Source organism: Streptomyces apocyni (assembly GCF_009739465.1).
Taxonomy (GTDB): domain Bacteria; phylum Actinomycetota; class Actinomycetes; order Streptomycetales; family Streptomycetaceae; genus Streptomyces; species Streptomyces apocyni.
Genome location: NZ_WHOM01000067.1, coordinates 258,135 through 283,192, shown reverse-complemented (window position 1 = coordinate 283,192; position 25,058 = coordinate 258,135). Strand labels below are relative to the sequence as shown.

The following is a 25,058-nucleotide window of genomic DNA, read 5'->3' as shown; positions in this document are numbered from 1 at the left end:
CGATGATGTCCGAACTCCGGCCTCCAGTTCCTCTTCCTCCATCGGACGACGCTGGGGCAAGGCGGTTTCCAGCCGTCCCGCCGTCCCACTCACGCCGCGTCGCGCGGCACATCGCCGCAGGTCACCGCCTGGGACGTCCCAGCCTTGCCTGGAATCCCGTACCCCTCTGGCCGCGGCACGGACTGACCGGCCAAGGTCAGTGGTGCACCAGGGGCGGTGCGGTCCACCCCGCACCGCCCGGCCACGTCACCACCACGGCGGGGAAGCTCCACGGTGGCCCGTCCTGCTCGGGGGAGAGGACGGGCCACCGGGGGCGGGGACTCGGGGGCGGGTCGCGGGGTCGGGTCGCGGGGGCTTAGCGAATCGTGAAGTGCAGCGTGTCGTCCAGGAACGGGATGTTGATCACGGGGTCGGGCTGCGCCATCAGCGCCAGCAGAACGATCACCACACCGAGCACGCCGTACGTCAGGATGTCCGTGAAGCGCGACCGTACGGCCAGCATCCCGACCACGGGCAGCGCCCAGCGCAGCACGGCGCCGAGCAGCAGCGCCACACCGATCAGCAGCGTGCCCGCCCGGAACACGTCGAACGCCGTGAGCAGCAGGCCGAGCCCGGCGGTGCCGAGCACCAGGAGCATGGGCCACTGGCGCGCGGGCGCCGGAGCGTCCCCGGGCGCGACCCGGCCGCCGCCTTCGGGGCGTGCGGTGTCCTGGGTGACGGAGGGGAAGCGGCGAGACTTCCGCAGCAGCCCGGACCGGGTTCCGGGCTCCTTCACGGGCTCGCTCACAGGCTCCTCCATGGGCTCGTTCACCGGCGCGTTCACGGCCTCGTTCGCGGACGCGCTCACGGGCTCGCCGCCCTCCTGGTCAGTCGGCAACGTTCGCCGCGCGCTCGGCCGCCTCGACCACGTTGACGAGCAGCAGGGCCCGCGTCATCGGGCCGACCCCGCCGGGGTTCGGCGAGATCCAGCCCGCGACCTCGGCGACCCCGGGGTGCACATCCCCGACGATCTTGCCGCTCTCGTCCCGGCTGACGCCGACGTCGAGCACGGCGGCGCCGGGACGTACGTCCTCCGGCTTGATCAGGTGCGGGGAGCCCGCGGCCGCCACGATGATGTCCGCCTGCCGTAGCTGCGCGGAGAGGTCGCGGGTGCCGGTGTGGCACTGCGTCACCGTGGAGTTCTCGGACTTGCGGGTGAGCAGCAGCGGCAGCGACCGCCCGATAGTCACGCCCCGGCCGACGACCACCACATGCGCGCCGTTCAGCTCGACGCCGTACTGGCGCAGCAGCTTGATCACGCCGTGCGGGGTGCAGGGCAGCGGCGCGGGCTCGTTCAGTACGAGGCGACCGAGGTTCGCCGGGTGCAGACCGTCCGCGTCCTTGGCCGGGTCCATCAGCTCCAGGATGCGGTTCTCGTCGATGCCCTTGGGGAGCGGCAGCTGCACGATGTACCCGGTGCACTCGGGGTCGTCGTTCAGTTCACGGACGACGGCCTCGATCTCCTCCTGCGTCGCCGTGGCGGGCAGCTCCCGCTGGATCGAGGCGATGCCGACCTGGGCACAGTCGCGGTGCTTGCCCGCGACGTACTTCTGGCTACCGGGGTCCTCACCCACCAGCACGGTGCCGAGTCCGGGCGCGCTGCCCCGCGCCTTGAGTGCGGCCACGCGCTGGGCGAGGTCCGCCTTGATCGCGGCCGCGGTGGCCTTACCGTCGAGAATCTGGGCGCTCATGCCCCCATCCTCGCGGATAAAGCGCCCCTGGCTCCAATTACCCCCGTAGACCACGCGTAGATCGCACGTACATCGCGCGTAGATCCGAACCTCACACCCGTTTTGCCTGGGTTGGCGATGTTGCACTTGCGCAACGCGGGTCCATCTGGCTGGACAAACAGGCCACGCCTTTAGAACCATGAACCGCGCAGTGCCGCGGGCAGTGCCGGGGGGAACGACCAACACACCGCTCAGGCTCCTCCGTACGGAACCGCGCAGTCCCCGCACTTTCAACGGAGGAAGTAACACCATGGCTTACGGCGACCCGAACAACCCCTACGGCCAGCAGCAGCCCCCGCAGGGCCAGCCCGGGTACGGCTACCCGCAGCAGGCTCCCCAGGGCGTACCGCCCCAGCAGGGTTACCCGCAGCAGCCGGGCTACCCCCAGCAGCCGGGCCAGCCGTACGGCGCGTACCCGCAGCAGCCCGGCCAGCCCTACGGCGCGTACCCCGGGGGCCCGCAGGGCGCGGCGCTGATTCCGAACGCGTACGCCGGGTGGGGTTCGCGGTTCATCGCCCGCATCCTCGACACGCTGATCATCAGCATCGTCCCGACGATCCTGATGATCAGCTCGATGGACTTCGAGACCGGCGAGAGGGGCGGCCTGTACTACGTCGGCGTGCTGCTGATCTTCGTCGGCATGATCGGCTTCGCGTACCTGCTGGGCACCACCGGCCAGACCCCCGGCCGCAAGGCGGTGAACATCCAGGTCCTCAAGGAGTCGACCGGCCAGCCGCTCGGCTTCGGCATGGCCGTCGTGCGCTACATCCTGGACTTCCTCAACAGCCTCCCCTGCTACCTCGGCTACCTGTGGCCCGCCTGGGACGCCAAGAAGCAGCACTTCACCGACAAGATCTGCGGCACCGTCGTCGTCCGCAAGAACTGACACGGGCGCTACACACCCCGCACCACCGCTCAGGGCCATGCCCTCCCATACGACGGGAGGGCATGGCCCTTTCGGCGCGCTGGCTGAGCGCGCTACCGCGCGCTGACGAGCGCTCCTGGGGCGACCCTGAATAGTTCTAGGTTCCGCTCGCCACGGCTTTCGGCCAGAGTGGTGACTGCGCCGCAACGGGGGGCAGCGCATATCGGGGGAGCAGGTAGCAGCACCATGGGGCCGTAGAACGCCCCATGTCTGTCCAGCGGCCGCGGGGACCTCAGGGTCTCCGCGGCCGACTGCTTGCCACCCCCGCCATCCCCGCCTACCCCCACCGCCCCGCACCACCTGTCAGGGACCAAACACGCACAAACCAGCCAGACACGGGCCCGGAAAGGTTCGCTCCGCCTCTCGCACTCCCCCTACCCTGACGACCGTATAGGGGTAAAGGGGGCGATCTTGTACACCATCATCGTGGTTCCACCGGCCTGTGCCGGTCCCGAGCAACAGACCCGTCTCGCGCCCGGCGAGAAGCTGACCTTCGGCAGGAGCACGGCAGTTCGCGGCCGTCACCTCGCCCTCGCCCACTCTGGCGTGTCCAGAGCCGCAGGCGAGATCGCCGCACAGGACTCCTTCTGGCTGCTGAGCAATCTCAGCCGCACCCAGACGTACGTGGTGGAGAACCCGGAGGGCGCCGGAGAGCACATCAAGGTGGCGCCGGGCCGACTGGACGCCCCGGTGCCGTTCGAGTTCTCGCGTGTCGTACTGCCCGCGGCGGGCGAACTGCTCGGCCTCGACGTCTGGGCACCGCGCCACGACCACCTGGACACGCGGCCCACCGACCCGGAGTTGATGACCGGCGACCCGACCGCCGTGGCCTTCGCCCTGGACCGTACGAAGCGCTACTTCGCCGTGCTGACCGCCCTGTGTGAGCCCCGGCTGCGCGGCGCACCGCACGCTCCACTGCCCACCGTCGAGCAGGTGGTGGAGCGGCTGCGTCCCAGCTGGCCCGCGGCGAACCGCGCGAACGTGCAGTGGAACATCGACTACCTCTCGATCAAACTCCGCCTGAAGCCCGCCCCGGACGCCGTGGACGCTCCGGAGCCGGGCCACCGCCTCAACGGCAAGAAGGAGTCCCTGGTCTCGCTCGCCCTCCGCTTCGACCTGGTGCGCGAGGAGGACCTCGTACTCCTGACGGCCGACGCGGCAACTCCCGCCGACGCGGCCCGGGAGACGGTGCGATGAGCGCACGCCCCGCAGGCGCGGGACGGCCGTACGCGGTCAGCGTCCCGAAGGGGTACCGGGTGGGCCGCTGGGAGGTACGTGAGGCGCTCGCCTCAGGCGCGTTCGGCAGCGTGTACGCGGCCCGGCGCACCCCCTGTGCCGACGACAAGCTGCCCAAGGGCAAGCTGCCCGAGGACGGACTGTCCGACGATGGCCTCCCCGACACCGCAGCCCTGAAGTTCCTGCCCACCGGCACCCACACCCCGCGCCAACTCCGCCACCTGCGCGAACTCGCCGAACGCGAAGTCGACCTGCTCCGACGCCTCCGCTCACCCCGGCTGATCCGGATGTACGAGACCCTCACCGTCGACGATCCCGGCATACCCGAACTCGACGGCGCCACCGTCCTCGTACTCGAACAAGCCGAGGGCTCCCTGGACACCCTGCTGACCCGCTCCCCCACGCCGGACACCGGGCCCGCCCTGCTGGCCCAGATCTGCGAAGGGCTGCGCCAACTGCACCGCGCGGGCTGGGTACACGGCGACCTCAAGCCCGCCAACGTCCTGCTGATGCGCGACGGCACGGCACGGCTCGCCGACTTCAACCTCGCCGCCGAGCTGGAGGGCACGCACGCCTATACCCCGGCCTTCTCCACCCCCGACTACACCCCGCCCGAACTCCTCTGGTCCGAGATCGGCGAACGCGGCCAGCAGATCCGCCCCACCGCCGACACCTGGGCCTTCGGCGTACTCGCCCACGTCGTGCTAGCCGGTTCGCTGCCGCTGCCCGGCGCCACCACCTCCGCCCGCAGGGACGCGGCGGTGCGCTACGCCCGGGGCACCCTGGAGCTGCGCCTGTCGCCCGAACTCCCGGAAGCCTGGCGGCAGATCATCACCGACTGCCTCGCCCCCACGCACGCCGAACGCACCGCCCGCACCACCGACACCGCCACTCTGCTCCGCCGAGTCGAGCGGGCGGCGGGTACGCCCCCTTCGGCACGGCCACGCCCGGCGCACGTACTCCGACGGCGGCCCTGGGCCACCGCCGCCACCGCTGTGGCGGCGGTCGCCGCGCTCGGGTTCGGGGTGAGCGGCACCCTCACCGACTCCGACTCCCACTCCGGCCCCCGTGCCTCCAAGCCCCAGGCCACGGGCTACGACCGCTGCGCCCGGGGCGACGTCTGCTTCTTCACCCAGCGGGACGGACAGGGCGAGATGTGCGCCTGGGAAGGCGACGACACCGACTGGGTCAGAGGCCCCCACACCTGCGACTGGGCCACCACGCGTCACCCAAGGTCGGTGTTCAACAACGGCTACGACACCGACGAAGGCGAGGAGCTGGTCGCGGTCCTCTACTACGCGGAGAACCGGCTGCGGGAGCAACTGGGCTGCCTAGGGGTGCGGAAGAAGGCGAACTTCGCCAAGCCGGTCGCGGTCCGGTCCCACACCTGGGTGGAGCACTGCTAGACCGGCGGCGCCTCCTCACCCACCTCCTCACCCACACCTCCGCCGTGCTGACGACGGCCGCGACAACGGGCCGGTGGCGCTGACGCGTCACCGGCCCGCCGCGTTGCCGTACGGCTCAGTGGTTGCCGTTCGGCTCAGTGGAAGAAGTGGCGCGTGCCCGTGAAGTACATCGTCACGCCCGCCTTCTTGGCGGCCTCGACGACCAGCTCGTCACGGACCGAACCACCCGGCTGCACCACGGCCCTGACCCCGGCCGCGGTCAGGATCTCCAGCCCGTCCGGGAACGGGAAGAAGGCGTCCGATGCCGCGTACGCGCCGCGGGCGCGCTCCTCGCCCGCCCGCTCGATGGCCAGCTTCGCGGAGTCGACGCGGTTGACCTGGCCCATACCGACGCCGACCGAAGCGGCGTCCTTGGCGAGGAGGATGGCGTTGGACTTGACCGCGCGGCAGGCCTTCCAGGCGAAGGCCAGCTCGCGCAGCTCGTCGGCGTTCAGGGCGTCACCGGTGGCGAGGGTCCAGTTCTCCGGGTCGTCGCCCTCGGCCTGGAGCCGGTCGGTGATCTGGAGCAGCGCACCGCCGTCGATCGCCTTGACCTCGACCGGGTCGGCCGGGGCGTCCGGGCAGCGCAGGACCCGGATGTTCTTCTTACGGGCGAGGACCTCGACCGCGCCGTCCTCGTACGCCGGGGCGACGATGACCTCGGTGAAGATCTCGGCGACCTGCTCGGCGAGCGCGACGGTGACCGGGCGGTTGACGGCGATCACGCCGCCGAACGCGGACAGCGGGTCACAGGCGTGTGCCTTGCGGTGCGCCTCGGCGACGTCCGCGCCGATCGCGATGCCGCACGGGTTGGCGTGCTTGATGATCGCGACGCAGGGCTCGTCGTGGTCGTACGCGGCACGGCGGGCGGCGTCCGTGTCCGTGTAGTTGTTGTACGACATCTCCTTGCCGTGCAGCTGCTCGGCCTCGGCCAGGCCGCCGCCGTTGGCGCCCGTGCCCGCGCCGCTGACGTAGAGGGCGGCGGGCTGGTGCGGGTTCTCGCCGTAGCGCAGGACGTTCGCGCGCTCGTAGGTGGTGCCGAGGAAGTCGGGGAAGCCCGAGTCGTCGGCGGCGGCGTAGTCCGCGGCGAACCAGGAGGCGACCGCCACGTCGTACGCGGCCGTGTGCTGGAACGCCTCGGCGGCGAGCCGCTTGCGGGTGGTGAGGTCGAAGCCGCCGCCCTGGGCGGCGGTCAGGACGTCCGCGTACCGCTCGGAGCTGGTGACCACGGCCACCGACGGGTGGTTCTTGGCGGCGGCGCGGACCATCGAGGGGCCGCCGATGTCGATCTGCTCGACGCACTCGTCGGCGGACGCGCCGGAGGCGACGGTCTCCTTGAACGGGTAGAGGTTCACGACGACCAGGTCGAAGGGCTCGACGCCCAGCTCGGTGAGCTGCTCGCGGTGGGCGTCCAGGCGCAGGTCGGCGAGGATGCCCGCGTGCACCCGGGGGTGCAGGGTCTTGACCCGGCCGTCCAGGCACTCGGGAAAGCCGGTGAGCTCCTCGACCTTGGTGACCGGGACACCAGCGGCGGCGATCTTCGCGGCGGTGGACCCGGTGGAGACGAGCTGGACGCCCGCCTCGTGCAGGCCGCGGGCCAGCTCTTCGAGCCCCGTCTTGTCGTAGACGCTGACCAGGGCGCGGCGGATGGGCCGCTGCTGCTGCGTACCTTCGGCGGACTTCGTACCTTCGGCGGTCACGGGATGGAAACCTTTCGTCCCTCAATGCGGTAGCCGTGCCGGGCCAGACGCCCCACGACCTCGACGAGCAGGCGTCGCTCGACTTCCTTGATGCGCTCATGGAGCGCGGCACCGTCGTCCTCGTGGTCTTCGCTGCGGACCTCGACCACGCCCTGCGCGATGATCGGGCCGGTGTCGACGCCGTCGTCGACGAAGTGGACGGTGCAGCCGGTGACCTTCACGCCGTACGCGAGCGCGTCACGTACGCCATGGGCCCCGGGAAAACTGGGCAGCAGGGCGGGGTGTGTGTTGACCACGCGGCCGCCGAACCGGGCGAGGAAGTGCTTCCCCAGGATCTTCATGAAACCGGCGGACACGACCAGGTCGGGGGCGTAGTCGGCGGTGGCCTCGGTCAGCGCCTGGTCCCAGGCCTCGCGGCTCTCGTAGTCCTTCACCTTGCGGACGAAGGTGGGCAGCCTGGCGCGCTCCGCCCGCCGAAGGCCCTCGATGTCGTCCCGGTCCGCGCCGACGGCCACGATCTCGGCGCCGTAGACGGACGCGCCCTCGGCGGCGATGGTGTCGAGCAGGGCCTGCAGGTTCGTACCGGAACCGGAGACCAGGACGACCAGGCGGGTCCGGGGGGAGGGGGAGGCCACGGCGGGGCCCTTTCATGAATCAGGATCTGACACACTCGGTCGTTTGTATGGTCGTACGAATAGTCCGCGCTCCCTGATACGGGGAACTCTACGAACCGGCCGACCGTCAGCAACGATACCGGCACACCAGCCTGCCCCCACGGCACGGGGGCAGGGCCGGAAGGTAGCGTCTGGGGAGCAAGCGCTACGGAACTTCGACTCAACCTCAACTAGGGGAAGACGCACACCTGATGCCGGACCGACAGCCCTCACCCTTGTCCTCCACTCCGCAGGGCGAGCCCGAATCGGGCGCTCCGAAGGGTTCGCACGACCCTCAGGACCCGCAGGGACAGGCGCAGGGACAGGCGCAGGGAGAGCAGGGCTCGCGGGACCCACAGGACGCGCGTGACGCGGGCGACTCGTCGCGTGAGGACAACCCCTTCGCACCGCCGCCAGAGGGCAGCCCCGACCAGCCTTGGCAGCCCCGGCACCCCGAGAACGGCGCCAGAGGCGGCGACGGCGGCGCGGGTGACTCACGCCGGGGTCGCGGCCGGTGGAGCAACCGCCAGCCCGGCCGTTCCCCTGGCGGCTTCGGCCAGAAGCCCGGCGCGCAGGACGGCCCCGGCGGCTCCGGCGGCCCGGGCGGCTCACGCTGGGACCCCACCGACCCCACGCAACGGCGCGCCAGGTACGCGCTGCTCGCGGGCATGTGGGCGTTCTTCTTCGCCCTGTTCAGCTGGCCGTACGTCGCGCTGCTGCTCGGCGCGCTCGCCGTGCACTGGGGGATCGCCGCCCTACGGGCCAAGCCCGACCCGACGAAGCCGAGCACCTCCGCCACGGCCACGGCCGAACCCAGCACCCCCACCACGCCCGCGACACCCCCCAAGGCGCCCGGCAGGCCCCAGACGACCGCGGCGGTAGCGGGCCTGGTCACAGCGGGCCTCGCGCTCTCGATCGTCGCCGCGACCTTCACGGCGCAGATCGTCTACCGCGACTACTACACCTGCGTAAACGACGCTCTCACCAACGCGGCCAAGGATTCCTGCGAGTCCCTCCTCCCTGAAGAACTCCGCCCCCTCCTAGGCGAGCAGGACTAGGGCTCCTCCACCCCACCCACTACGCGCTTCCCCAGCCTGCCCCGCAAAATCCAGCCCGGTCGGCGTTTGAGGCCATTCTTAAGCTCGGTCGGGACCGGGAGACGGTTGAGCAAGCCTGTCCAGCGCTTGAGGACTCTCGGGAAGGGGCGGGGTGGGGGATGAATCCTTGACCTCAGCCCCCACCTCCAGAAAGTCGTACAGCTCAAAGCCGGAGTCGACATCGGAGCCGGGCCCCGACGCGGCCGCCGGGACAGCGGCGGCCTCCGGGACAGCGGCCGAACCGGAAACAGGCTCACCCCGCCCAAACCACCACCGCCGCCCCAAAGCCACCGGCACCCCCACCACCCCACCCCATCCCAGCGCCGCGCCCCCCACCTGCCACCACACCGGCCCAAACGACGCCAGTCCCCCCACCCCGAGCGGCCCACCCGAGAGACCCGCGAGCGCCCCCACCCCCACCCCGCACAACCCCGCCGCGAAGACCGCCACCAGCGCCGTCTCCCCCACGGACCGGCCCACAGGCCGGACAGCGTCGTCGCCCCGCACGGTGAACCACCCCACCGCCACCCCTGACGCGACCGCCACCCCCACCGCCGCCCAGTTCAACGGCGTACCCGCACCCGCGTCCGGCATCGCCGCCAGCAGCGGAAACGGCGGCAGCGCATCCACGGACGGCCCCGCGAGCGGCCAGACGACACCCCCGCCGCCTTCCCCCGTACCCAGCGCGAAGCCGGGACCAAGCCCATACGCCGCACCCCACACCACCGCGTTCGGCACCAGCGCGAGCGCCACCAACAGCACGGCGAACCGCCCCGACCAGTCCCCCTCCCCCGTGACCTGCGAGAACATCCCCTGCGCCGCCCCCATATGGCACACCAGGGACACCGCGACCAACAGCGCACCACCCCCGAGCAGCACCAGCGCCCCGGCCGCCCCAGCCCGCCCCGCGACCGCGCCCCGGTCCCGTACCAGGAACCACCGCAGCCCACCAGGCAGCACCTCCAGGCCCCGCCGCAGCCCGGGCGGCAGCGGGCCACGCGGCCGCCCGTACCCCGTCCACACCCCGGCCGCCGCCGCGAGCACCGCGACGGCGACCAGGTGCAGCGCGGCGCTCCGCACGTCCGGCCGCAGCGAGCCACCCATGGCGTACGCCGTCGCGGCCGCACCGACCAGCAGATACCCCGCGACCACCCCACACAGCGCGCCCCGCACCTCGGCCGCCGCGTCCACCGCGTCCCGCGCCGCCCGGTGCAGCAGCCAGCCAGGCAGCGCGACCAGCAGCAACGGCGTCACCCCCACCGGCGCGGGCACACCGGACAACGTGTCGGTACGGATCAACTCGGCGCCATGGGCGAGCAGCCACAGCCCCGCCGCGACCCGCAGCGCGCCACCGGGCCCACTGTCCGGATAGGGCGAGCTGATCCACAGCCCCATCACCAGAACCGCGAGCGCGCCAAGCCCAAGGCCCGCGGCGATCACGCCGCCGAGCAGCGACGTGGCCAGGCCGGGCACTCGGCGGCGCTTCGCGAGGCCGGAGAACAGCAGGGACGCGCGACGGGCGTGATCGGTCATCTGCGGCACGCCGCCATGCTCCCAACGACACGCGCTTCGTCCGGGTAACAGGCGAATGCCGGAAGTGTCGCTCAAGATACGTTTATGTACTTTTCCGTACGGCATGGTGCCGCGCTCGGCGCACCAACCTGCGGAAAACGGTCCTAAGGCCCACGGTGTGGAGAGTCCGACATGCCCCAGAACCCCGCCACCTCCCTGCCGCCCCCGAAGGAACGCCGCAGACTGCGGGAGTCGAAGGCGCTGACCCAGGCCCAGGTCGCCGCCGAGGTGGGGGTAACCCGCGCGACCGTACGGTCCTGGGAGACCGGCCGCACCCGCCCCCGGGGCCGCACCCTCGAGGCCTACGCGGAACTGCTCGCCGCGGCGTTGACTGAAGCAGAGGCGGAAGCGGAAGCAGAACCCGCCAGAGCTACCCACACGACAGCTCCCACCAAAACCACCAACACCAACGCCGACGCCAACGCCGACACCAACGCCGACGCCGACACCGACACCGGCACGGGCACCGGCACCGGCACCGGCACGGGCACCGGCACCGAGGGCGGCGTCGCCCCCACCCCCCATCTCCCCCTCACCCCAGCCCAGGCGTTCGACGCCCTCTACGCCTTCAGCGCCCCCGACCTCGTACGCCAGACCTACCTGCTCACCGGGCGGCGCGCGCTGGCCAAGGAATCCGTGGAGCGGGCCTTCCACCAGGCCTGGGAGCGCTGGCCAGAAGTCGCGACCGACCGGGACCCGGTGGGCTGGGTACGGGCCGCGGCGTACGAGTACGCCCTCTCTCCCTGGCACCGCCTCCGCAGCGCGCACCGGCACCCGGACGCGCCACCCGCCGCGCGCGACGACCGCGAGCTGCTCAGCACACTGCTCAGCCTGCCCCCCGCGTACCGGCGCACCCTGGTCCTCTACGACGGCGTGGGACTCGACCTGCCCGAGACCGCGGCCGAAACGGAGGCCACCACTCCGGCCGCCGCGAACCGGCTGCTGCACGCCCGGGAGACCGTCGCCGAGCGGCTACCCGAACTCTCGGCCCCGCCGGAACTGCACCGGCGGCTCACCGAGCTGGCCGCTTCCGAGAAGCTGGCCGCCCCGCCCGCACGCCGGGTCCGTAGCGCGAGCGAGCAGCGGACCCGGTTCTGGACCCGCGCGGCGATCGCGTTCACGGCGCTGATCGTCGGGGCCTCCGCACTGACCCTGGCGACCGCTCCGACCCGCTACGAGCCGCCCCGCGCCCCCGGCGAGACGATCAGCGGGGTGCCGCCGCGGATGGGGCCCGGCCAGCTGTCCGAGCGGGTCAGCGAGCTCCGCGAGAAGCTCAAGGCGGAACCGATGAACGGCCCGGAACGACTGATCCCGCAGGCCCACTAGCACGCGTGTGGGCCCGCACCCCCCGAAAGGGAGTACGGGCCCACACGTACCGGAAGACGCTCAGGCGGTGAGCGCCTCGCGTGCCAGCTTGGCGGTCTCGGTCGGGGTCTTGCCGACCTTGACGCCCGCGGCCTCGAGGGCCTCCTTCTTCGCCTGGGCGGTGCCGGAGGAGCCGGAGACGATGGCGCCGGCGTGGCCCATGGTCTTGCCCTCGGGCGCGGTGAAGCCCGCGACGTAGCCGACGACCGGCTTGGTGACGTTCTTCGCGATGAAGTCCGCCGCACGCTCCTCGGCGTCGCCGCCGATCTCGCCGATCATCACGATCAGGTCGGTGTCGGGGTCGGCCTCGAACGCCGCGAGGGCGTCGATGTGCGTCGTACCGATGACCGGGTCGCCACCGATGCCGACGGCCGAGGAGAAGCCGATGTCACGGAGCTCGTACATCATCTGGTACGTCAGCGTGCCGGACTTCGAGACCAGGCCGATACGGCCCGGCTTGGTGATGTCGCCCGGGATGATGCCCGCGTTCGACTGGCCGGGGGTGATCAGGCCGGGGCAGTTCGGGCCGATGATCCGGGTCTTGTTGCCCTTCTCGACGGCGTACGCGTAGAACGCGGCCGAGTCGTGGACGGCGATGCCCTCGGTGATCACGACGGCCAGCGGGATCTCGGCGTCGATCGCCTCGACGACGGCGGCCTTCGAGAAGGCGGGCGGCACGAAGAGCACGGACACGTCGGCGCCCGTCTTCTCCATCGCCTCGGCGACGGTCCCGAATACGGGGACCTCGGTGCCGTCGAAGTCGACGGACGTACCGGCCTTGCGCGGGTTCACGCCGCCGACGATGTTGGTGCCGTCACCGAGCATGAGCTTGGTGTGCTTCATGCCCGTGGCACCGGTCATGCCCTGGACGATGACCTTGCTGTCCTTGGTGAGGAAGATAGCCATGGTGGTCTGAGTCCTCTTCCTTACTTCGCAGCCGCTGCGGCGAGCTCGGCGGCCTTGTCGGCCGCGCCGTCCATGGTGTCCACGCGCTGCACGAGCGGGTGGTTGGCGTCGCTCAGGATCTTGCGACCGAGCTCCGCGTTGTTGCCGTCCAGGCGCACGACGAGCGGCTTGGTGACGTCCTCGCCCTTGGACTTCAGCAGCTCCAGGGCCTGCACGATGCCGTTGGCGACCTCGTCACAGGCGGTGATGCCACCGAAGACGTTGACGAACACGGACTTGACGTCCGGGTCGCCGAGGATGATCTCCAGGCCGTTCGCCATGACCTCGGCGGAGGCGCCGCCACCGATGTCGAGGAAGTTGGCGGGCTTGACGTTGCTGTGCTTCTCACCGGCGTACGCGACGACGTCGAGGGTGCTCATCACGAGACCCGCGCCGTTGCCGATGATGCCGACCTCGCCGTCCAGCTTGACGTAGTTGAGGTTCTTGGCCTTGGCGGCAGCCTCGAGCGGGTTGGCTGCGGCCTTGTCCTCGAGCGCCTCGTGGTCGGGCTGGCGGAACTCGGCGTTCTCGTCGAGCGAGACCTTGCCGTCGAGGGCGATGACACGGCCGTCGGCGACCTTGGCCAGCGGGTTGACCTCAACGAGGAGCGCGTCCTCCTTGATGAAGGTGTCCCACAGGGTCACCATGATCTCGGCGACCTGCTCGGCGACCTCGGCCGGGAACTTCGCCTGGGCGACGATCTCGCGGGCCTTCTCGATGCTCACGCCTTCGTTGGCGTTCACCGGGACCTTCGCGAGGGCGTCGGGGTTCTCCTCCGCGACGACCTCGATCTCCACGCCGCCCTGAACGGACGCCATGGCGAGGAAGGTGCGGTTCGTGCGGTCGAGGAGGTACGAGACGTAGTACTCCTCGGCGATCTCCGGAGCCGTCTCGGCGATCATCACCTTGTGGACCGTGTGGCCCTTGATGTCCATGCCGAGGATGTCCGTCGCGCGGGCGACGGCCTCGTCCGGTGTGGCGGCCAGCTTCACGCCACCGGCCTTGCCACGGCCACCGACCTTGACCTGGGCCTTGACGACGGACTTGCCGCCAAGACGCTCGGTCACCGCGCGCGCCGCCTCAGGCGTGTCGATGACTTCACCGGCCAGCACCGGTACACCGTGCTTGGCGAAGAGGTCCCTCGCCTGGTACTCGAACAGGTCCACGCGCGTCCATCCCTTTTCAGTGGTCTCGCGAGCGGTGTGCATCGCCTGCATCGCCGCTCTTGCGATTCGTTGTCTGCGTGGGCGTGCCGCGAAGGGCAACGTGACGGGCGCTGTCACAGGGAAGGCGCTCACGGTGTCCGTGGACGCGGCATGTCCGTCTCGCAGATTATCGCCGCAGGCCCTGGGGCCCTAAATCGCAGATCACACTGCGGCGGTGATTACAGTCACAGATCGTGGGCCAGACGGCGGATCGAAACGCTTCCGGGTCCCCTCCGGTGCGCTGACGAGTCCCGCTGTCCGGCCCACGATCAGCTACTTCAGCTAGTCAGGAGCTCAGCTCTGTATGTCTGCCTGTCTCCTCATCGGCTCAGAAGCTGGGCACGTAGCTCGGGGTGACGGACGAGACCGCGCCCTGGGTCCCGGTCGCGATGTTCTCGACGAGCGGCTCGGCGTCGGATGTGACGGTTCCCACGACGCCCTCGGCGACCGGCTCGGCGCCGCCCGTCACGTTCTGCGCCAGATCGGTGGTGTTGCCGCCGACGCCCTTGGCGAGCGGCTTGACCGGGGCCACCACCGTCTCGGCGAAGTCCTTCGCGTCTCCGGTGACGGCACCGGCGTAGGGCTTCACCTCGCCGGTCGCGTCCTGGGCGAAGGGCACGGCGCTGCCCGTCACGTCGCCCGCCACGCCGTCGGCGAGCCCGGTGGCGTCGCCTCCGGCCCGCTCGACGACCGGGAGCACCGCCTGGACCGCGTCGACGGCCAGCGGCGGCAGGACGGCGTACGCGGTCTCGTCGACGATCGGGCCCGCGGTCCGCGCGACGTCGTCGGCGTGGCCCGGCGCCTCGTCGACGAGCTGCGGGGCGAAGTCGGCCAGCGGGCCGAAGAGGTAGTCGACCTCGGCGTCGACCGTGGCCTCGGCGTCAGGCGTGGAGACCTCGGGGGCGCCCGGGATGGCCGGCAGGTCGTACTCCGGGGTGTGCGCCTCGCCGGTCCGACCGGCCGCGTCGGCGGTGTCGGTGGCGTCCGAGGTCTCGGGGGTGTTGGCATCGTCGACGTCCGGCGTGCTGACCGGCACGGAGACGGGGAGCTTGCCGAGGTCCGTGGCGTTCGCGGCGCCCGCGCCCAGCGCGATCATTCCGGTGGCGCCCGCGGCTATCACGATGGAGCGGCGGATGTTCCCGCTGCCCGTGTTCGGCTTGGCGTGCTTGCTGCTGTGCTTGCTCATGCTTGCGTCAGATCCTTCGAATTCGCACTCGGGTGCTTCGGTGGGCAGACCTGTCCCGCCCCCGCGCGGCAGGTCAGACGGCGGGGAAGGCCTGCCCTAACCGGGGAATTCGAGGATGTCGCGGTGCCGGTCGCGGACCGGTGAGTACGTCTCGGGGGCACCGGGTCCCGGGACGAGCTGAACGGACGCGCCGCCGGAGAGGGTGGCGGCAAGGGGCTCACCGTGGTGGCGCTGAGTGCCGCTGTCCACGACCGCGTGGGCACCGACGCCGAACGGCTGCGGCACCAATGGCCGCGGAAGCGGAATTCGAATCGGAAGCGACGCATGCGGCGGTACGGCGACGATCCCGTCAACGACGGCGTGGCCACGGCTCATCACGGAGCCGCCGTCCAAGCCCCGGGTGTCCAGCGGCCTGTACGTAGCCGTCGGCTCCACCACCGGCGAGGAGGCGGCGGCGGAAAGATCGGCAGCGTCGGTGGCAGCGTCCACGCCGCCCCGCTTCACCTGCCCCCGCTCAGCCGCCACCGGGTCACCGTCAGCGCCCGGCCGCACGGCCTCCCCGACCAGCCTCCCAACCCTCCGGTCCACCGGCTGCCGCACCGTCTCAGAAACGGACCGCAGCCCGTCACCAACAGCCTGGACGGACTCACTCAGCCTGTCCCTCACCGGGGCACCCACGGCACCCACCACACCACCAAGGCGCTCGCCACCAGCGGCGCCAGCGCCCTCGACGACGCGGGCAACCTCAGCGCCCCGGTCGATCGGCGCCGCGTCCGAAACCACGTCCGAAACCACGTCCGAAGCCACGTCAGCCACGTCCGAAGCCACGTCCGGCACCTGGGCCGCGTCGGAAACGGCGGCCGCGGCACCGTCAGTCGACCGCTGCGCGGTCTCACGTATGGAGTCCAACGCCTCCGTCTCCTCGGTCGCGTCGGTCAGGGCCTCGGCAGGGGTCGCGGCCTCGGCCTCGGCGGCGGACTCGGCCTCGAGGAGCCGGGACTCGCCCGGAGCGTCAGGCGCGTCAGGCGCGAGTTCAGACGCCTGCGCCTGTGCCGCGCCGATGAGGCCGAGCGCCAGCAGACCGCTGAGGAACAGGGCCACCCGCAGCGCACGCCACCCGACCACCGAGCGCACAAGGCGCCGGGCGGCAGGGCGAAGCGTGGCTGTGGCAGTCAAGGTGAGGTGAACTCCTATCGCGGAATATGCCGCTCCGTACGCGGCGCGCGCCGATCCTTGCATGGAACTCCTGGCTTCGCGCAAGCCCCCTGTTACTGATGAGTCGCCATGTCCGGTATGGGCAGGGGCCGTTTCTCGATCGCCGCCGCCATCACCTCCGGGAAGAGGTCGGGGGTGCAGGCGAACGCCGGTGCGCCGAGCGCACCGAGCGCCGCCGCGTGCTCCCGGTCGTAGGCGGGCGCGCCCTCGTCCGACAGCGCGAGCAGCGTCACGAACTGCACACCCGAGGCCTTCATCGCCGCGACCCGCTTCAGCATCTCGTCGCGTATTCCCCCTTCGTAGAGGTCGGAGATGAGCACGACCACGGTGTCCGCGGGCCGGGTGATCTGCGACTGGCAGTACGCGAGCGCGCGGTTGATGTCGGTGCCGCCGCCGAGTTGGGTGCCGAAGAGGACGTCGACCGGATCGTCAAGCTGGTCGGTGAGATCCACGACGGCCGTGTCGAAGACGACCAGGCGGGTCTGGATGGACCGCATGGAGGCGAGCACGGCGCCGAAGACGGAGGCGTACACGACGGAAGCGGCCATCGAGCCCGACTGGTCGATGCAGAGGACCACTTCCTTCTTCACCGACTGGGACGCCCGGCCGTACCCGACGAGTCGTTCGGGGACGATCGTGCCGTATTCGGGCAGGTAGTTCTTGAGGTTGGCCGCGATGGTGCGGTTCCAGTCGATGTCGCGGTGGCGCGGCCGGTTGATCCGGGCCGAGCGGTCCAGGGCGCCGGTGAGTGTGGCGCGGGTGCGACTGGCGAGGCGCTTCTCCAGGTCGTCGACGACCTTGCGGACCACAGCGCGTGCGGTCTCCTTCGTCGTCTCCGGCATGGCCTTGTTGAGCGAGAGCAGGGTGCCCACGAGGTGCACATCCGCCTCGACCGCTTCGAGCATCTCCGGCTCTAGGAGGAGCGTGGAGAGCCCGAGCCGGTCGATCGCGTCGCGCTGCATCACCTGCACCACGGACGCGGGGAAATACGTCCGGATGTCCCGAAGCCATCGTGCGACGGACGGCGCCGACGCCCCCAGCCCCGCGCCGCGCCGCCGCCCCTGCTCCGGCTGCTCCCCCTGGCCGTAGAGGGCGCTGAGCGCCGCGTCCATAGCCGCGTCCTGGCCAGCTAGCTGGCAACCGGTGCCGTCAGCGGACTCTCCGCCTAGAACCAGGCGCCACCGCCTGATCCGCTCCTCAGTGCTGCTGTCCACGCCCATCAGCCCGCCACCTCCACCACGCCGTTACCCTCCACGGCATCCGCATCCATGACATCTGCATCCATGACATCCGCCAGATTCGCGACATCAGCCCCCGGTACAGACCCCAGCAGCAGCCGAAGCACCGGAAGGACGGCGTCGGCCCGCTCCTGGTCGAGTTCCGGCGCGAACCCCGGGAGCGCCGCGGCCTCCGGGCGCACCCCGGGAGCCTCGGGGCCGCGGCGGACCAGTTCCCCCAAGGTGCGGCGCACCCCGGGCTCGTACGCCGAGAAGGTGCGGCGCAGCAGCGGCAGTACGTCCGTGAAGGCCTCCGCCGACACTCCGCTCAGCCAGGCGTCCACCAGGCCGAGCAGCCGCCCGTCGTGGACCAGTAGCATGCCGCCACCCGAGCCGCCACCGACGAACCCCTCGATCCAGGCGGCCGCGTCGGCCGGTGGCGTACCCGGGGAGAGGGCGAGCCCCATCAGCCGCGCCGCCGCGTCGTCCGCCAACTCGCCATCGTCCAGCAGCAACCGCACGGCCCGCCCCCGGATGACCCCGGGCACGGTGTCCCGCCCGGAGAGCACCCCCAGCACGGCGTGCCAGCGCCCCCGCAGGCCCGTGCCCGTGCCACCCGTACCGCCAGTGCCGCCGCCTTCGGCCGTCGTGGTTTCGCCGAGCAGCCCCACCGCCGTGTGTACGGCGTCCACATGGCCGCGCAGTTCGGCCGCTCCGTCAGCGTCCAGGGCGGCGCACGCCGGAGGCAGGCCGACGAAGACGCGTTCGGCGAGGCCCGCGGCGACCTCGGCCAGGGCGTGCGTCCCGGTGCCGCGGACGTCGCCGTAGCGCAGGGAGCGGACCAGGGCGGGCAGGGCCTGGGCGAGCTGTCCGACGTCCGTGTCCAGGGCCGCCCGGTCGGCCAGGACCTTCATCACCACCGGGAGCGCGTCCGGCAGTTCGGCGAGCAGGCACCGCTCGGCCAGCGCGGTGACGTCGGCGAGCGCCGTCGCGCCGACCGCGTCCGCCTCGGCCTTCGCCGTCGCCGCGGCATCCACCGTGGTGCCCCAGATGCCCGCCTCGGCGATCCGCACCGCCAGCTCGGGCTCCCAGCGCAGCCGCCAGCTCTCCCGGAACGTCCCGGTCGTGCTGCGCGCCGACCGCGCGGGCTCGCCCCAGTCGATGCCGAGCAGCCGCAGCCGGTGCAGCAGTCGGCTGCGCGCGGCGTCGGTCTCCTTGCGCAGGTCGAGGTCCACCTCCCGCTCCAGCGCCTCTGGTTTGAGCCGTAGCGTCCGCTGGAGTCGGGTCAGGTCACGCTGCAACGGCACGGCGGGTGCCGACGCGGGCACCTCACCCAGGACGTCTCCGACGATGAGCCGGTCCCGCACCAGCGCGAGCGGGATGTCGGACCCCTCGCACATCACGGCCCGTACCGCGTCCGTCGTCTCGGACAGGCCCGGCAGTGGCCTGCCGCGCATCGCGGCGAGGGTGTCGGCGAGCCGGACCGCCTCGATGACATGCGCCGACGACACCGGCTGGTCCTCGTCCCGCAGCAGACCGGCGACCTTGGTCATCCAGCGCTCCAACGGCCGGTCGGGTGAGCCGAAGAGGTGCGCGTACCAGCCGGGTGAGTCGATCCCGGCGCCGTAGCCACCGGCGCGGGCGAGGCGGCGGTGGGTCCAGGGCACCCAGGTCAGGTCGACCTTGGCCTTCGGCAGGCCCTTGAGCAGGGCGCGGTCGGCGGCGACGGTGCTCTTCGCCGTGAGCGCGGGGACATGCCAGGCGCCGCAGACGACCGCGATCCGGTCGTCGAACTCACGGCGTGCCGCCCGCACCTGAAGCCGCATATACGCCTCGCGCACCAGGTCCTGTCTCGCCGGTCTCTGCGGAACAGCCTGCGGCGTCAGGTGCGTGCTCTCGGCGTGCCGGGTGCACGCCCTCGTACTGGATGTACTTGGGCTTGTGCCCGGTGCGGCGAGAGTGCGTGCATGGCGCCGCGGGCCCGCAGAGACCGGGGAGACAGGGCCTGGGTCGCGCTGGTGGCCGCCGTCTCCGTACTCCTCGCGCAGGGCCGTCATGGCGTCCCCGAGCGCGTCGAACGGGGCGAGCGGATCGGCGGCGGCTGGCCCGGCGCCCCGGTGCTCGACGGCGTCCTCCCACCAGCGCTCCGGATCGTCGTACCCCGCCGCCTCGGCCAGCGCGGCAAGCGGATCAACCCGCAGCCCCGCGCCCGCACCCGCGTCGCGCTCGTCCGACTCATCCAGCCCATCCGGCTCATCCGGCTTCCGCGCCAGCGTGTGGGCCGCCGGGAGGTCGATGAAGCGGGCCGGAACGCCGTGCTCCAGCGCCCAGCGGATCGCCACCCACTCCGGGGAGAACCCGGCGAACGGCCAGAACGCGGAGCGCCCGGGATCGTCCGTGACATGGGCCAGGAGCGCGACGGGTGGGCTCATCCCGTCGTCGGCGGCCAGCTCTACCAGCGCGTCGGCCTCCGGCGGGCCCTCGATCAGTACGGCCGCGGGCCGCCGCGCCTCGAGCGCGGCACGTACCGCCCGCGCGGAGCCTGGCCCGTGATGCCGTACACCGAGCACCCAGGGCCCACCCCCGTCCGCCGTCGGCGCACGGCCCGCCGTCCCCGCGACACTCACGCCGTCACCTCCCGGCAGGCGCGGTAGAAGTCCTTCCAGCCATCGCGCTCGCGGACGACCGCCTCCAGGTACTCCTGCCAGATGACGCGGTCCGCGGCCGGGTCACGGACGACGGAGCCGAGGATTCCGGCCGCCACGTCGCCGGGACGCAGCACTCCGTCACCGAAGTGCGCCGCCAGGGCGAGTCCGCCGGTGACCACGGAGATGGCCTCGGCGGTGGACAGGGTGCCGCTGGGCGATTTCAGCTTGGTCCGCCCGTCCGCGGTGATGCCGTCGCGCAGCTCGCGGAAGACGGTGACGACGCGGCGGATCTCGTCGATGCCGTCCGGCCCGGCGGGCAGGTCGATCGAACGGCCGATCTGGTCGACGCGGCGGGAGACGATGTCGACCTCGGCCTCAACACTCTCCGGCAGCGGCAGCACGACGGTGTTGAAGCGGCGGCGCAGGGCGCTGGACAGGTCGTTGACCCCGCGGTCGCGATCGTTCGCCGTGGCGATGAGGTTGAACCCGCGGACGGCCTGCGCCTCCTGGCCCAACTCCGGGATGGGCAGCGTCTTCTCGGACAGGATCGTGATCAGGGTGTCCTGGACGTCGGCCGGGATACGGGTGAGCTCCTCGACCCGCGCGGTCATGCCCTCGGTCATGGCCCGCATGACCGGGCTCGGAACCAGCGCGTCCCGGCTGGGGCCGTGCGCGAGCAGCTGCGCGTAGTTCCAGCCGTACCGTATGGCCTCTTCCGGCGTACCGGCCGTGCCCTGCACCAGCAGGGTGGAGTCGCCGCTGATCGCCGCGGCCAGATGCTCCGAGACCCAGGTCTTCGCGGTACCCGGCACTCCGAGCAGCAGCAGTGCGCGGTCGGTGGCGAGTGTGGTGACCGCGACCTCGACGAGGCGACGCGGGCCCACGTACTTGGGTGTGATCACGGTCCCGTCCGGGAGCGTGCCGCCGAGCAGATAGGTCGCCACGGCCCAGGGCGAGAGGCGCCAACGAGCGGGCCGGGGTCGGTCGTCGGCCGCGGCGAGTGCGGTGAGTTCGTGCGCGAACGCGTTCTCGGCGTGCGGCCGCAGGGCGTCGTTGGTCATGAGTCCCCCTCAGGTTCCGACAGCTTTCCGGCTGTGTGACCACCGTGCACCACGCCACTGACAATCGACCGTCTGCGCAGGTCAGAAAGGTACGCACGGCCGTTGTCAGTGGCGGGGCCTACCGTCGCAGACATGACTCAGCAGGGGGTTCGCTGGACGGCTGAGCAGGTGCTGGCATTGGCGCCTGACGCGTCGTCACGCAAGGCGGGAAGCAAACTCGGCGTGGCCGGGCCGTGGTCGGAGACGGGAAGCTCGGGAGAGGGGGCGGTGTGGGGACTGTGCAAGGGCAGCGGCAGCAAGCCGTATCAGACGGTCGTGGATGTCGCGGACACCACGGGCCCGGCGTACAAGTGCAGTTGCCCCAGCCGGAAGTTCCCGTGCAAGCACGCGCTGGGACTACTGCTGCTGTGGGCGGGCGACGACGGCGCGGTACCAGACGCCTCGGCACCAAGCGCGTCGGCACCAGACGCCTCAGCGCCTGAGTGGGCCGAGCAGTGGCTGGCCGGGCGTCGCACGCGGGCGGAGAAGAAGAGCGGAACCGGGGCGGACGCGGCCAGGTCCGCTGATCCGGAGGCGGCCCGACGCAGGGCGGAGCGCCGGGCCGAGCGGATCAGCGCGGGTGCGACGGAGCTGGAGCAGCGGCTGACGGACCTGCTCCGGGGCGGCCTCGCCACGGCGGAGCGGGCGGGGTACGGCATGTGGGAGGAGACGGCCCGGCGCATGGTCGACGCGCAGGCGCCGGGGCTCGCCTCGCGGGTGCGGGAGCTGGGTGCCATCCCGGCATCGGGGCCAGGCTGGCCGATGCGGCTGCTGGAGGAGTGCGCGCTGCTGCATCTGCTGGACCAGGCGTGGCTGCGCCGGGAGCGGCTGCCCGAGCCGCTGGCCGCGACGGTCCGCGCGCGGATCGGGCTGACCACCACACCCGAGGGGCCGCCGGTGCGGGACCGGTGGCTGGTTCTCGCGCAGTACGACACGGCCGACGCCAAGCTCACGACGCGCCGGATATGGCTGTACGGCACCGAGTCCGGGCGTACGGCGCTGCTGCTGTCCTTCGGGGCGGCCGGGCGGGCACCGGAGCTCGCGCTGCCGGTCGGCCTGTCGCTCGACGCCGAGCTGTCCCCACATCCAGGAGGCGGGCAGCCGCGCGCGGGTCTGGGCGAGCGCTTCGCCGCGCCCGAACCCACCTCCGCGCGTCCGCCGGGGCTGGGCCCGTGGGAGGCCGCGGCTGCCTACGGCACCGCGCTGCGGGACGACCCCTGGCTGGATTCCTGGCCGGTCACCCTCCAGGGGGTCATACCGACTCCAGTCGGCGACAGTTGGCAACTGGCCGACGCGGAAGGCAAGTCGGCGCTCCCCCTGACACCGGCGGCCCTGACCCACCCCGGCCGGTGGAAACTCGCCGCGCTCTCGGGCGGATCCCCGGTCACGGTCTTCGGCGAGTGCGGCCACCGAGGCTTCACCCCCCTTACCGCCTGGCCGGACCCCGCAGGAGAGGCGGTCCCCCTGTGCTGACGCACGCGACGCCGTACAGCCCAGACCTCGTCCACCCCGCACGGGAGGCCCGATGACCAGCACCGGCACGGCCACCAGCAGCAACAACAGCGCCAACAGCCCTGCCAGCTGGCAGGAGTGGGAGGAGCTCGTCACCTCAGCCCTGCTCGGGACCGAGCGGCGAACACCACCGGTCGCCGTCCCCGGCAAGGACGCCCCGAGCGCGCTCCTGGACGCGGCGGCCGCGCACACCGTGCGGCGCAGGGCGGGCCTGTGTGCCGCCCCCGCCGCCGCCCCACCGGCGTTGGCCACGCCCGACGCTCGGCCGGTGCTGCCCACCGCCGCCAGGAACCGGCTCGCGATGCTGCTGACCGGCCGCCCCGGGGGCGGCGGAGGCGGGCGGCGCGGTGCGGCACCCGACCTGACAGAGCTGCTGCCGCAGTGGCTGGCCCTGGCGAACGAGCACGGCTATGCCGCACCCCCGGAGGCACTCCCCGCGTTGCTCGACGCGGCCCGTGCGCGTACGGATCTGCGGCCGCAGGCGCTGGCCTTCGCGGGGCCGCGTGCGCTGTGGCTGGCCCGGCTCAACGCCGACTGGAAGTTCGCACTGCGCGCGACCCCGGGCGGTGCCGAGCTACCCGCCCCCGAAGAGACGGCGGAGGTCCAACGGCTCTGGGAGGAGGGCCTGTTCGCGGAGCGAGTGGCGCTGCTCAGCGCCGTACGAGCACATGACGCGGCCACCGCGCGCGACCTGCTCGCCACCACTTGGACGACCGAGCGGGCCGAGGACCGGCTGATGTTCCTTGACTCTCTCCGCGTCGGCCTGGGGGACGCCGACGAGCCGTTTCTGGAGCAGGCGCTCACCGACCGCAGCCGTAACGTCCGGGCGACCGCTGCCGAACTGCTCTCCGCCTTGCCCGGATCGGCCCTGGCAGCACGGATGGCGGCCCGCGCCGCGACCTGTGTCGCGCTGGACCGGACGGACGGCAAGCTGGTGGTGGAGGCGCCGCACGAGTGCGACGCGGCCATGGAGCGGGACGGCGTCACGCCGAATCCACCGTCCGGGCGGGGCCGCCGTGCCTGGTGGCTGGGCCAGGTGGTGGAGGCAACGCCCCTCGCCTCCTGGTCGGCGCGGCTGGGCGACCGTACGCCGGAGCAGATGGTGGCGCTGCCGGTCGCCGACGACTGGCAGAGCGAGCTGCACGGCGCGTGGTGCAGGGCCGCCGTACGCCAGCAGGACGCGCCATGGTCCCGGGCCCTGCTCGGCACACCCGCGGCGCCGGGTGCGAGCGGCCCAGGTGCGGTGTCGCTCGCCGAGCGCGCCAAGCTGCTGGCCGCGCTGCCCGCCGATGAGCGGGCGGACTGGGTCGCCGGTTTCATCGCGGCGCACGGCCTGTCCGAGGCGTTCCAGCTGCTCGGCGGGTGCGCGGTGCCCTGGTCTCAGCCGCTCGGCCACGCGGTGGTCGACGCGCTCAACATCGCGCGGGACGCGGGGAGTTATCCATGGAGCTTCAGCGGGGTGATGGGCCTGGCGGAACGCTGCCTGGACCCGGTCGAGGCCGACCGTCTGGAGTCCCTGGCCGCGATACCGGACGAGCCGGAGGACGGAGCGCCAGGGGCCGTGGGGTACTGGTCGGAGGCGTTCCAGCGACTGGTGAGCACGTTGCGCTTGCGGGCGGCGATGCGAAGGGAGCTCACGGGAACCTAGCAAGGCCCGCAGACCGCATCCGCAGGCCGCGGGTCGTAGGCCGCGGGTCGCAGGCGTCCGCCCACCTCGCCCCTGATCGGGCGGGGCGGGAAGGAAACCCCTACCCCTACCCCTACGCCTCGGCCGGGAGCCGGACGTTCGCGCGAACCCAGTCCACGATCGACTTCGTCGTCGCACCCGGGGTGAAGATCTCCGAGACGCCCTGCGCCTTGAGCGGCGCGATGTCCGCCTCCGGGATGATCCCGCCGCCGAAGACCTTGATGTCCTCCGCGTCGCGCTCCCGCAGCAGCTCGATCACCTTCGCGAACAGCGTGTTGTGCGCACCCGAGAGGATGGAGAGGCCGATCGCGTCAGCGTCCTCCTGGATAGCCGTGTCGACGATCTGCTCGGGCGTCTGGTGCAGACCGGTGTAGATGACCTCCATACCGGCATCGCGCAGCGCACGCGCGATCACCTTGGCCCCGCGATCGTGCCCGTCGAGACCTGGCTTGGCGACCACCACGCGGATCGGGCCGGTTGCCACACCCATCACTGCCTCCATGTACCGACATTTGCCGAGATATACCGAGCGTCACCCAGTGGACACGGCGGGTTACCCCGCAGACACACTGACCGGGCGC

The 25,058-nt window shown here is 71.9% G+C and carries 20 protein-coding genes; 7 read left to right on the top strand and 13 right to left on the bottom strand.

What is annotated here, in order from left to right:
• Positions 1-355: 355 nt before the first annotated feature.
• Positions 356-799, bottom strand: coding sequence for a DUF3017 domain-containing protein (locus GCN81_RS23360; RefSeq protein WP_156723421.1), 444 nt, complete (start codon positions 797-799; stop codon positions 356-358).
• A gap of 67 nt (positions 800-866) precedes the next feature.
• Complete coding sequence (locus GCN81_RS23355) at positions 867-1,730, bottom strand: bifunctional methylenetetrahydrofolate dehydrogenase/methenyltetrahydrofolate cyclohydrolase (RefSeq protein WP_156723082.1); 864 nt, start codon at positions 1,728-1,730, stop codon at positions 867-869.
• Positions 1,731-2,019: 289 nt separating this feature from the next.
• On the opposite strand from GCN81_RS23355, the gene GCN81_RS23350 reads away from it, so the two are divergent.
• The 3 genes from GCN81_RS23350 (at position 2,020) to GCN81_RS23340 (ending at position 5,336) form a co-directional block, all read left to right on the top strand.
• Positions 2,020-2,655 carry an RDD family protein gene (locus GCN81_RS23350; protein ID WP_156723080.1) on the top strand — a complete coding sequence of 212 codons (636 nt, stop codon included), beginning with the start codon at positions 2,020-2,022 and terminating at the stop codon, positions 2,653-2,655.
• A gap of 450 nt (positions 2,656-3,105) precedes the next feature.
• Complete coding sequence (locus GCN81_RS23345) at positions 3,106-3,891, top strand: FHA domain-containing protein (protein WP_197287520.1); 786 nt, start codon at positions 3,106-3,108, stop codon at positions 3,889-3,891.
• Entirely contained in the window at positions 3,888-5,336 is a 1,449-nt protein-coding gene (locus GCN81_RS23340; RefSeq protein ID WP_156723078.1) for a protein kinase domain-containing protein, read from the top strand. Before GCN81_RS23345 ends, GCN81_RS23340 begins: the two co-directional genes overlap by 4 nt.
• 134 nt (positions 5,337-5,470) lie before the next feature.
• On the opposite strand, the gene purH is transcribed toward GCN81_RS23340, so the two are convergent.
• Positions 5,471-7,075 carry a bifunctional phosphoribosylaminoimidazolecarboxamide formyltransferase/IMP cyclohydrolase gene (gene purH, locus GCN81_RS23335; protein ID WP_156723077.1) on the bottom strand — a complete coding sequence of 535 codons (1,605 nt, stop codon included), beginning with the start codon at positions 7,073-7,075 and terminating at the stop codon, positions 5,471-5,473.
• Positions 7,072-7,710, bottom strand: coding sequence for a phosphoribosylglycinamide formyltransferase (purN, locus tag GCN81_RS23330; protein ID WP_156723075.1), 639 nt, complete (start codon positions 7,708-7,710; stop codon positions 7,072-7,074). The genes purH and purN overlap by 4 nt, the downstream gene beginning before the upstream one ends.
• A 230-nt stretch (positions 7,711-7,940) precedes the next feature.
• Here purN and GCN81_RS23325 point away from each other — a divergent pair, with 230 nt between their 5' ends.
• Complete coding sequence (locus GCN81_RS23325) at positions 7,941-8,786, top strand: hypothetical protein (protein WP_407697950.1); 846 nt, start codon at positions 7,941-7,943, stop codon at positions 8,784-8,786.
• A gap of 78 nt (positions 8,787-8,864) precedes the next feature.
• Here the strand turns inward: GCN81_RS23325 and GCN81_RS23320 are convergent, their stop codons facing one another.
• Positions 8,865-10,358 carry a cell division protein PerM gene (locus GCN81_RS23320; RefSeq protein WP_156723073.1) on the bottom strand — a complete coding sequence of 498 codons (1,494 nt, stop codon included), beginning with the start codon at positions 10,356-10,358 and terminating at the stop codon, positions 8,865-8,867.
• Between the two features lie 171 nt (positions 10,359-10,529).
• On the opposite strand from GCN81_RS23320, the gene GCN81_RS23315 reads away from it, so the two are divergent.
• Positions 10,530-11,723 (top strand): helix-turn-helix domain-containing protein, encoded by a 1,194-nt coding sequence (locus GCN81_RS23315; RefSeq protein ID WP_156723071.1) that lies wholly within the window; start codon positions 10,530-10,532, stop codon positions 11,721-11,723.
• A gap of 60 nt (positions 11,724-11,783) precedes the next feature.
• On the opposite strand, the gene sucD is transcribed toward GCN81_RS23315, so the two are convergent.
• The 7 genes from sucD to GCN81_RS23280 all read right to left on the bottom strand — a co-directional run bounded on the left by sucD (position 11,784) and on the right by GCN81_RS23280 (position 21,239).
• The gene (sucD, locus tag GCN81_RS23310) at positions 11,784-12,668 is read right to left on the bottom strand and encodes a succinate--CoA ligase subunit alpha (RefSeq protein ID WP_156723069.1); all 885 of its coding nucleotides are present in this window, start codon (positions 12,666-12,668) and stop codon (positions 11,784-11,786) included.
• A 20-nt stretch (positions 12,669-12,688) separates the two neighbouring features.
• Positions 12,689-13,873 (bottom strand): ADP-forming succinate--CoA ligase subunit beta, encoded by a 1,185-nt coding sequence (gene sucC / locus GCN81_RS23305; protein ID WP_156723067.1) that lies wholly within the window; start codon positions 13,871-13,873, stop codon positions 12,689-12,691.
• Between the two features lie 367 nt (positions 13,874-14,240).
• Positions 14,241-15,098: a hypothetical protein gene (locus GCN81_RS23300; RefSeq protein WP_156723065.1), complete on the bottom strand. Its 858-nt coding sequence runs from the start codon at positions 15,096-15,098 to the stop codon at positions 14,241-14,243.
• Positions 15,099-15,194: 96 nt separating this feature from the next.
• Positions 15,195-16,274 (bottom strand): hypothetical protein, encoded by a 1,080-nt coding sequence (locus tag GCN81_RS23295; protein ID WP_156723063.1) that lies wholly within the window; start codon positions 16,272-16,274, stop codon positions 15,195-15,197.
• A gap of 92 nt (positions 16,275-16,366) precedes the next feature.
• Positions 16,367-17,527 carry a VWA domain-containing protein gene (locus tag GCN81_RS23290; protein ID WP_231626472.1) on the bottom strand — a complete coding sequence of 387 codons (1,161 nt, stop codon included), beginning with the start codon at positions 17,525-17,527 and terminating at the stop codon, positions 16,367-16,369.
• A gap of 5 nt (positions 17,528-17,532) precedes the next feature.
• Positions 17,533-20,157 carry a DUF5682 family protein gene (locus GCN81_RS23285; protein WP_231626468.1) on the bottom strand — a complete coding sequence of 875 codons (2,625 nt, stop codon included), beginning with the start codon at positions 20,155-20,157 and terminating at the stop codon, positions 17,533-17,535.
• On the bottom strand, positions 20,154-21,239 hold the full coding sequence (locus GCN81_RS23280) for an ATP-binding protein (RefSeq protein ID WP_156723059.1): 1,086 nt from the start codon (positions 21,237-21,239) through the stop codon (positions 20,154-20,156). The genes GCN81_RS23285 and GCN81_RS23280 overlap by 4 nt, the downstream gene beginning before the upstream one ends.
• Before the next feature lie 132 nt (positions 21,240-21,371).
• Here GCN81_RS23280 and GCN81_RS23275 point away from each other — a divergent pair, with 132 nt between their 5' ends.
• Together GCN81_RS23275 and GCN81_RS23270 are read left to right on the top strand one after the other, a co-directional pair.
• A complete protein-coding gene (locus GCN81_RS23275) occupies positions 21,372-22,751 on the top strand; it encodes an SWIM zinc finger family protein (RefSeq protein WP_156723057.1) in 1,380 nt (459 codons plus the stop codon).
• 52 nt (positions 22,752-22,803) lie between these two features.
• Positions 22,804-24,438, top strand: coding sequence for a DUF5691 domain-containing protein (locus GCN81_RS23270; RefSeq protein WP_156723055.1), 1,635 nt, complete (start codon positions 22,804-22,806; stop codon positions 24,436-24,438).
• A gap of 112 nt (positions 24,439-24,550) precedes the next feature.
• On the opposite strand, the gene GCN81_RS23265 is transcribed toward GCN81_RS23270, so the two are convergent.
• Positions 24,551-24,967 (bottom strand): cobalamin B12-binding domain-containing protein, encoded by a 417-nt coding sequence (locus tag GCN81_RS23265; protein ID WP_156723054.1) that lies wholly within the window; start codon positions 24,965-24,967, stop codon positions 24,551-24,553.
• Positions 24,968-25,058 lie beyond the last annotated feature (91 nt).

Bases quoted from the DNA above. Each gene is read 5' to 3' on its own strand.
- GCN81_RS23360 (WP_156723421.1), bottom strand. From the start codon at position 799: ATGGAGGAGCCTGTGAGCGAGCCCGTGAAGGAGCCCGGAACCCGGTCC.
- GCN81_RS23355 (WP_156723082.1), bottom strand. From the start codon at position 1,730: ATGAGCGCCCAGATTCTCGACGGTAAGGCCACCGCGGCCGCGATCAAG.
- GCN81_RS23350 (WP_156723080.1), top strand. From the start codon at position 2,020: ATGGCTTACGGCGACCCGAACAACCCCTACGGCCAGCAGCAGCCCCCG.
- GCN81_RS23340 (WP_156723078.1), top strand. From the start codon at position 3,888: ATGAGCGCACGCCCCGCAGGCGCGGGACGGCCGTACGCGGTCAGCGTC.
- GCN81_RS23325 (WP_407697950.1), top strand. From the start codon at position 7,941: ATGCCGGACCGACAGCCCTCACCCTTGTCCTCCACTCCGCAGGGCGAG.
- GCN81_RS23320 (WP_156723073.1), bottom strand. From the start codon at position 10,358: ATGACCGATCACGCCCGTCGCGCGTCCCTGCTGTTCTCCGGCCTCGCG.
- GCN81_RS23315 (WP_156723071.1), top strand. From the start codon at position 10,530: ATGCCCCAGAACCCCGCCACCTCCCTGCCGCCCCCGAAGGAACGCCGC.
- sucD (WP_156723069.1), bottom strand. From the start codon at position 12,668: ATGGCTATCTTCCTCACCAAGGACAGCAAGGTCATCGTCCAGGGCATG.
- GCN81_RS23300 (WP_156723065.1), bottom strand. From the start codon at position 15,098: ATGAGCAAGCACAGCAGCAAGCACGCCAAGCCGAACACGGGCAGCGGG.
- GCN81_RS23280 (WP_156723059.1), bottom strand. From the start codon at position 21,239: ATGACCAACGACGCCCTGCGGCCGCACGCCGAGAACGCGTTCGCGCAC.
- GCN81_RS23275 (WP_156723057.1), top strand. From the start codon at position 21,372: ATGACTCAGCAGGGGGTTCGCTGGACGGCTGAGCAGGTGCTGGCATTG.
- GCN81_RS23270 (WP_156723055.1), top strand. From the start codon at position 22,804: ATGACCAGCACCGGCACGGCCACCAGCAGCAACAACAGCGCCAACAGC.
- GCN81_RS23265 (WP_156723054.1), bottom strand. From the start codon at position 24,967: ATGGGTGTGGCAACCGGCCCGATCCGCGTGGTGGTCGCCAAGCCAGGT.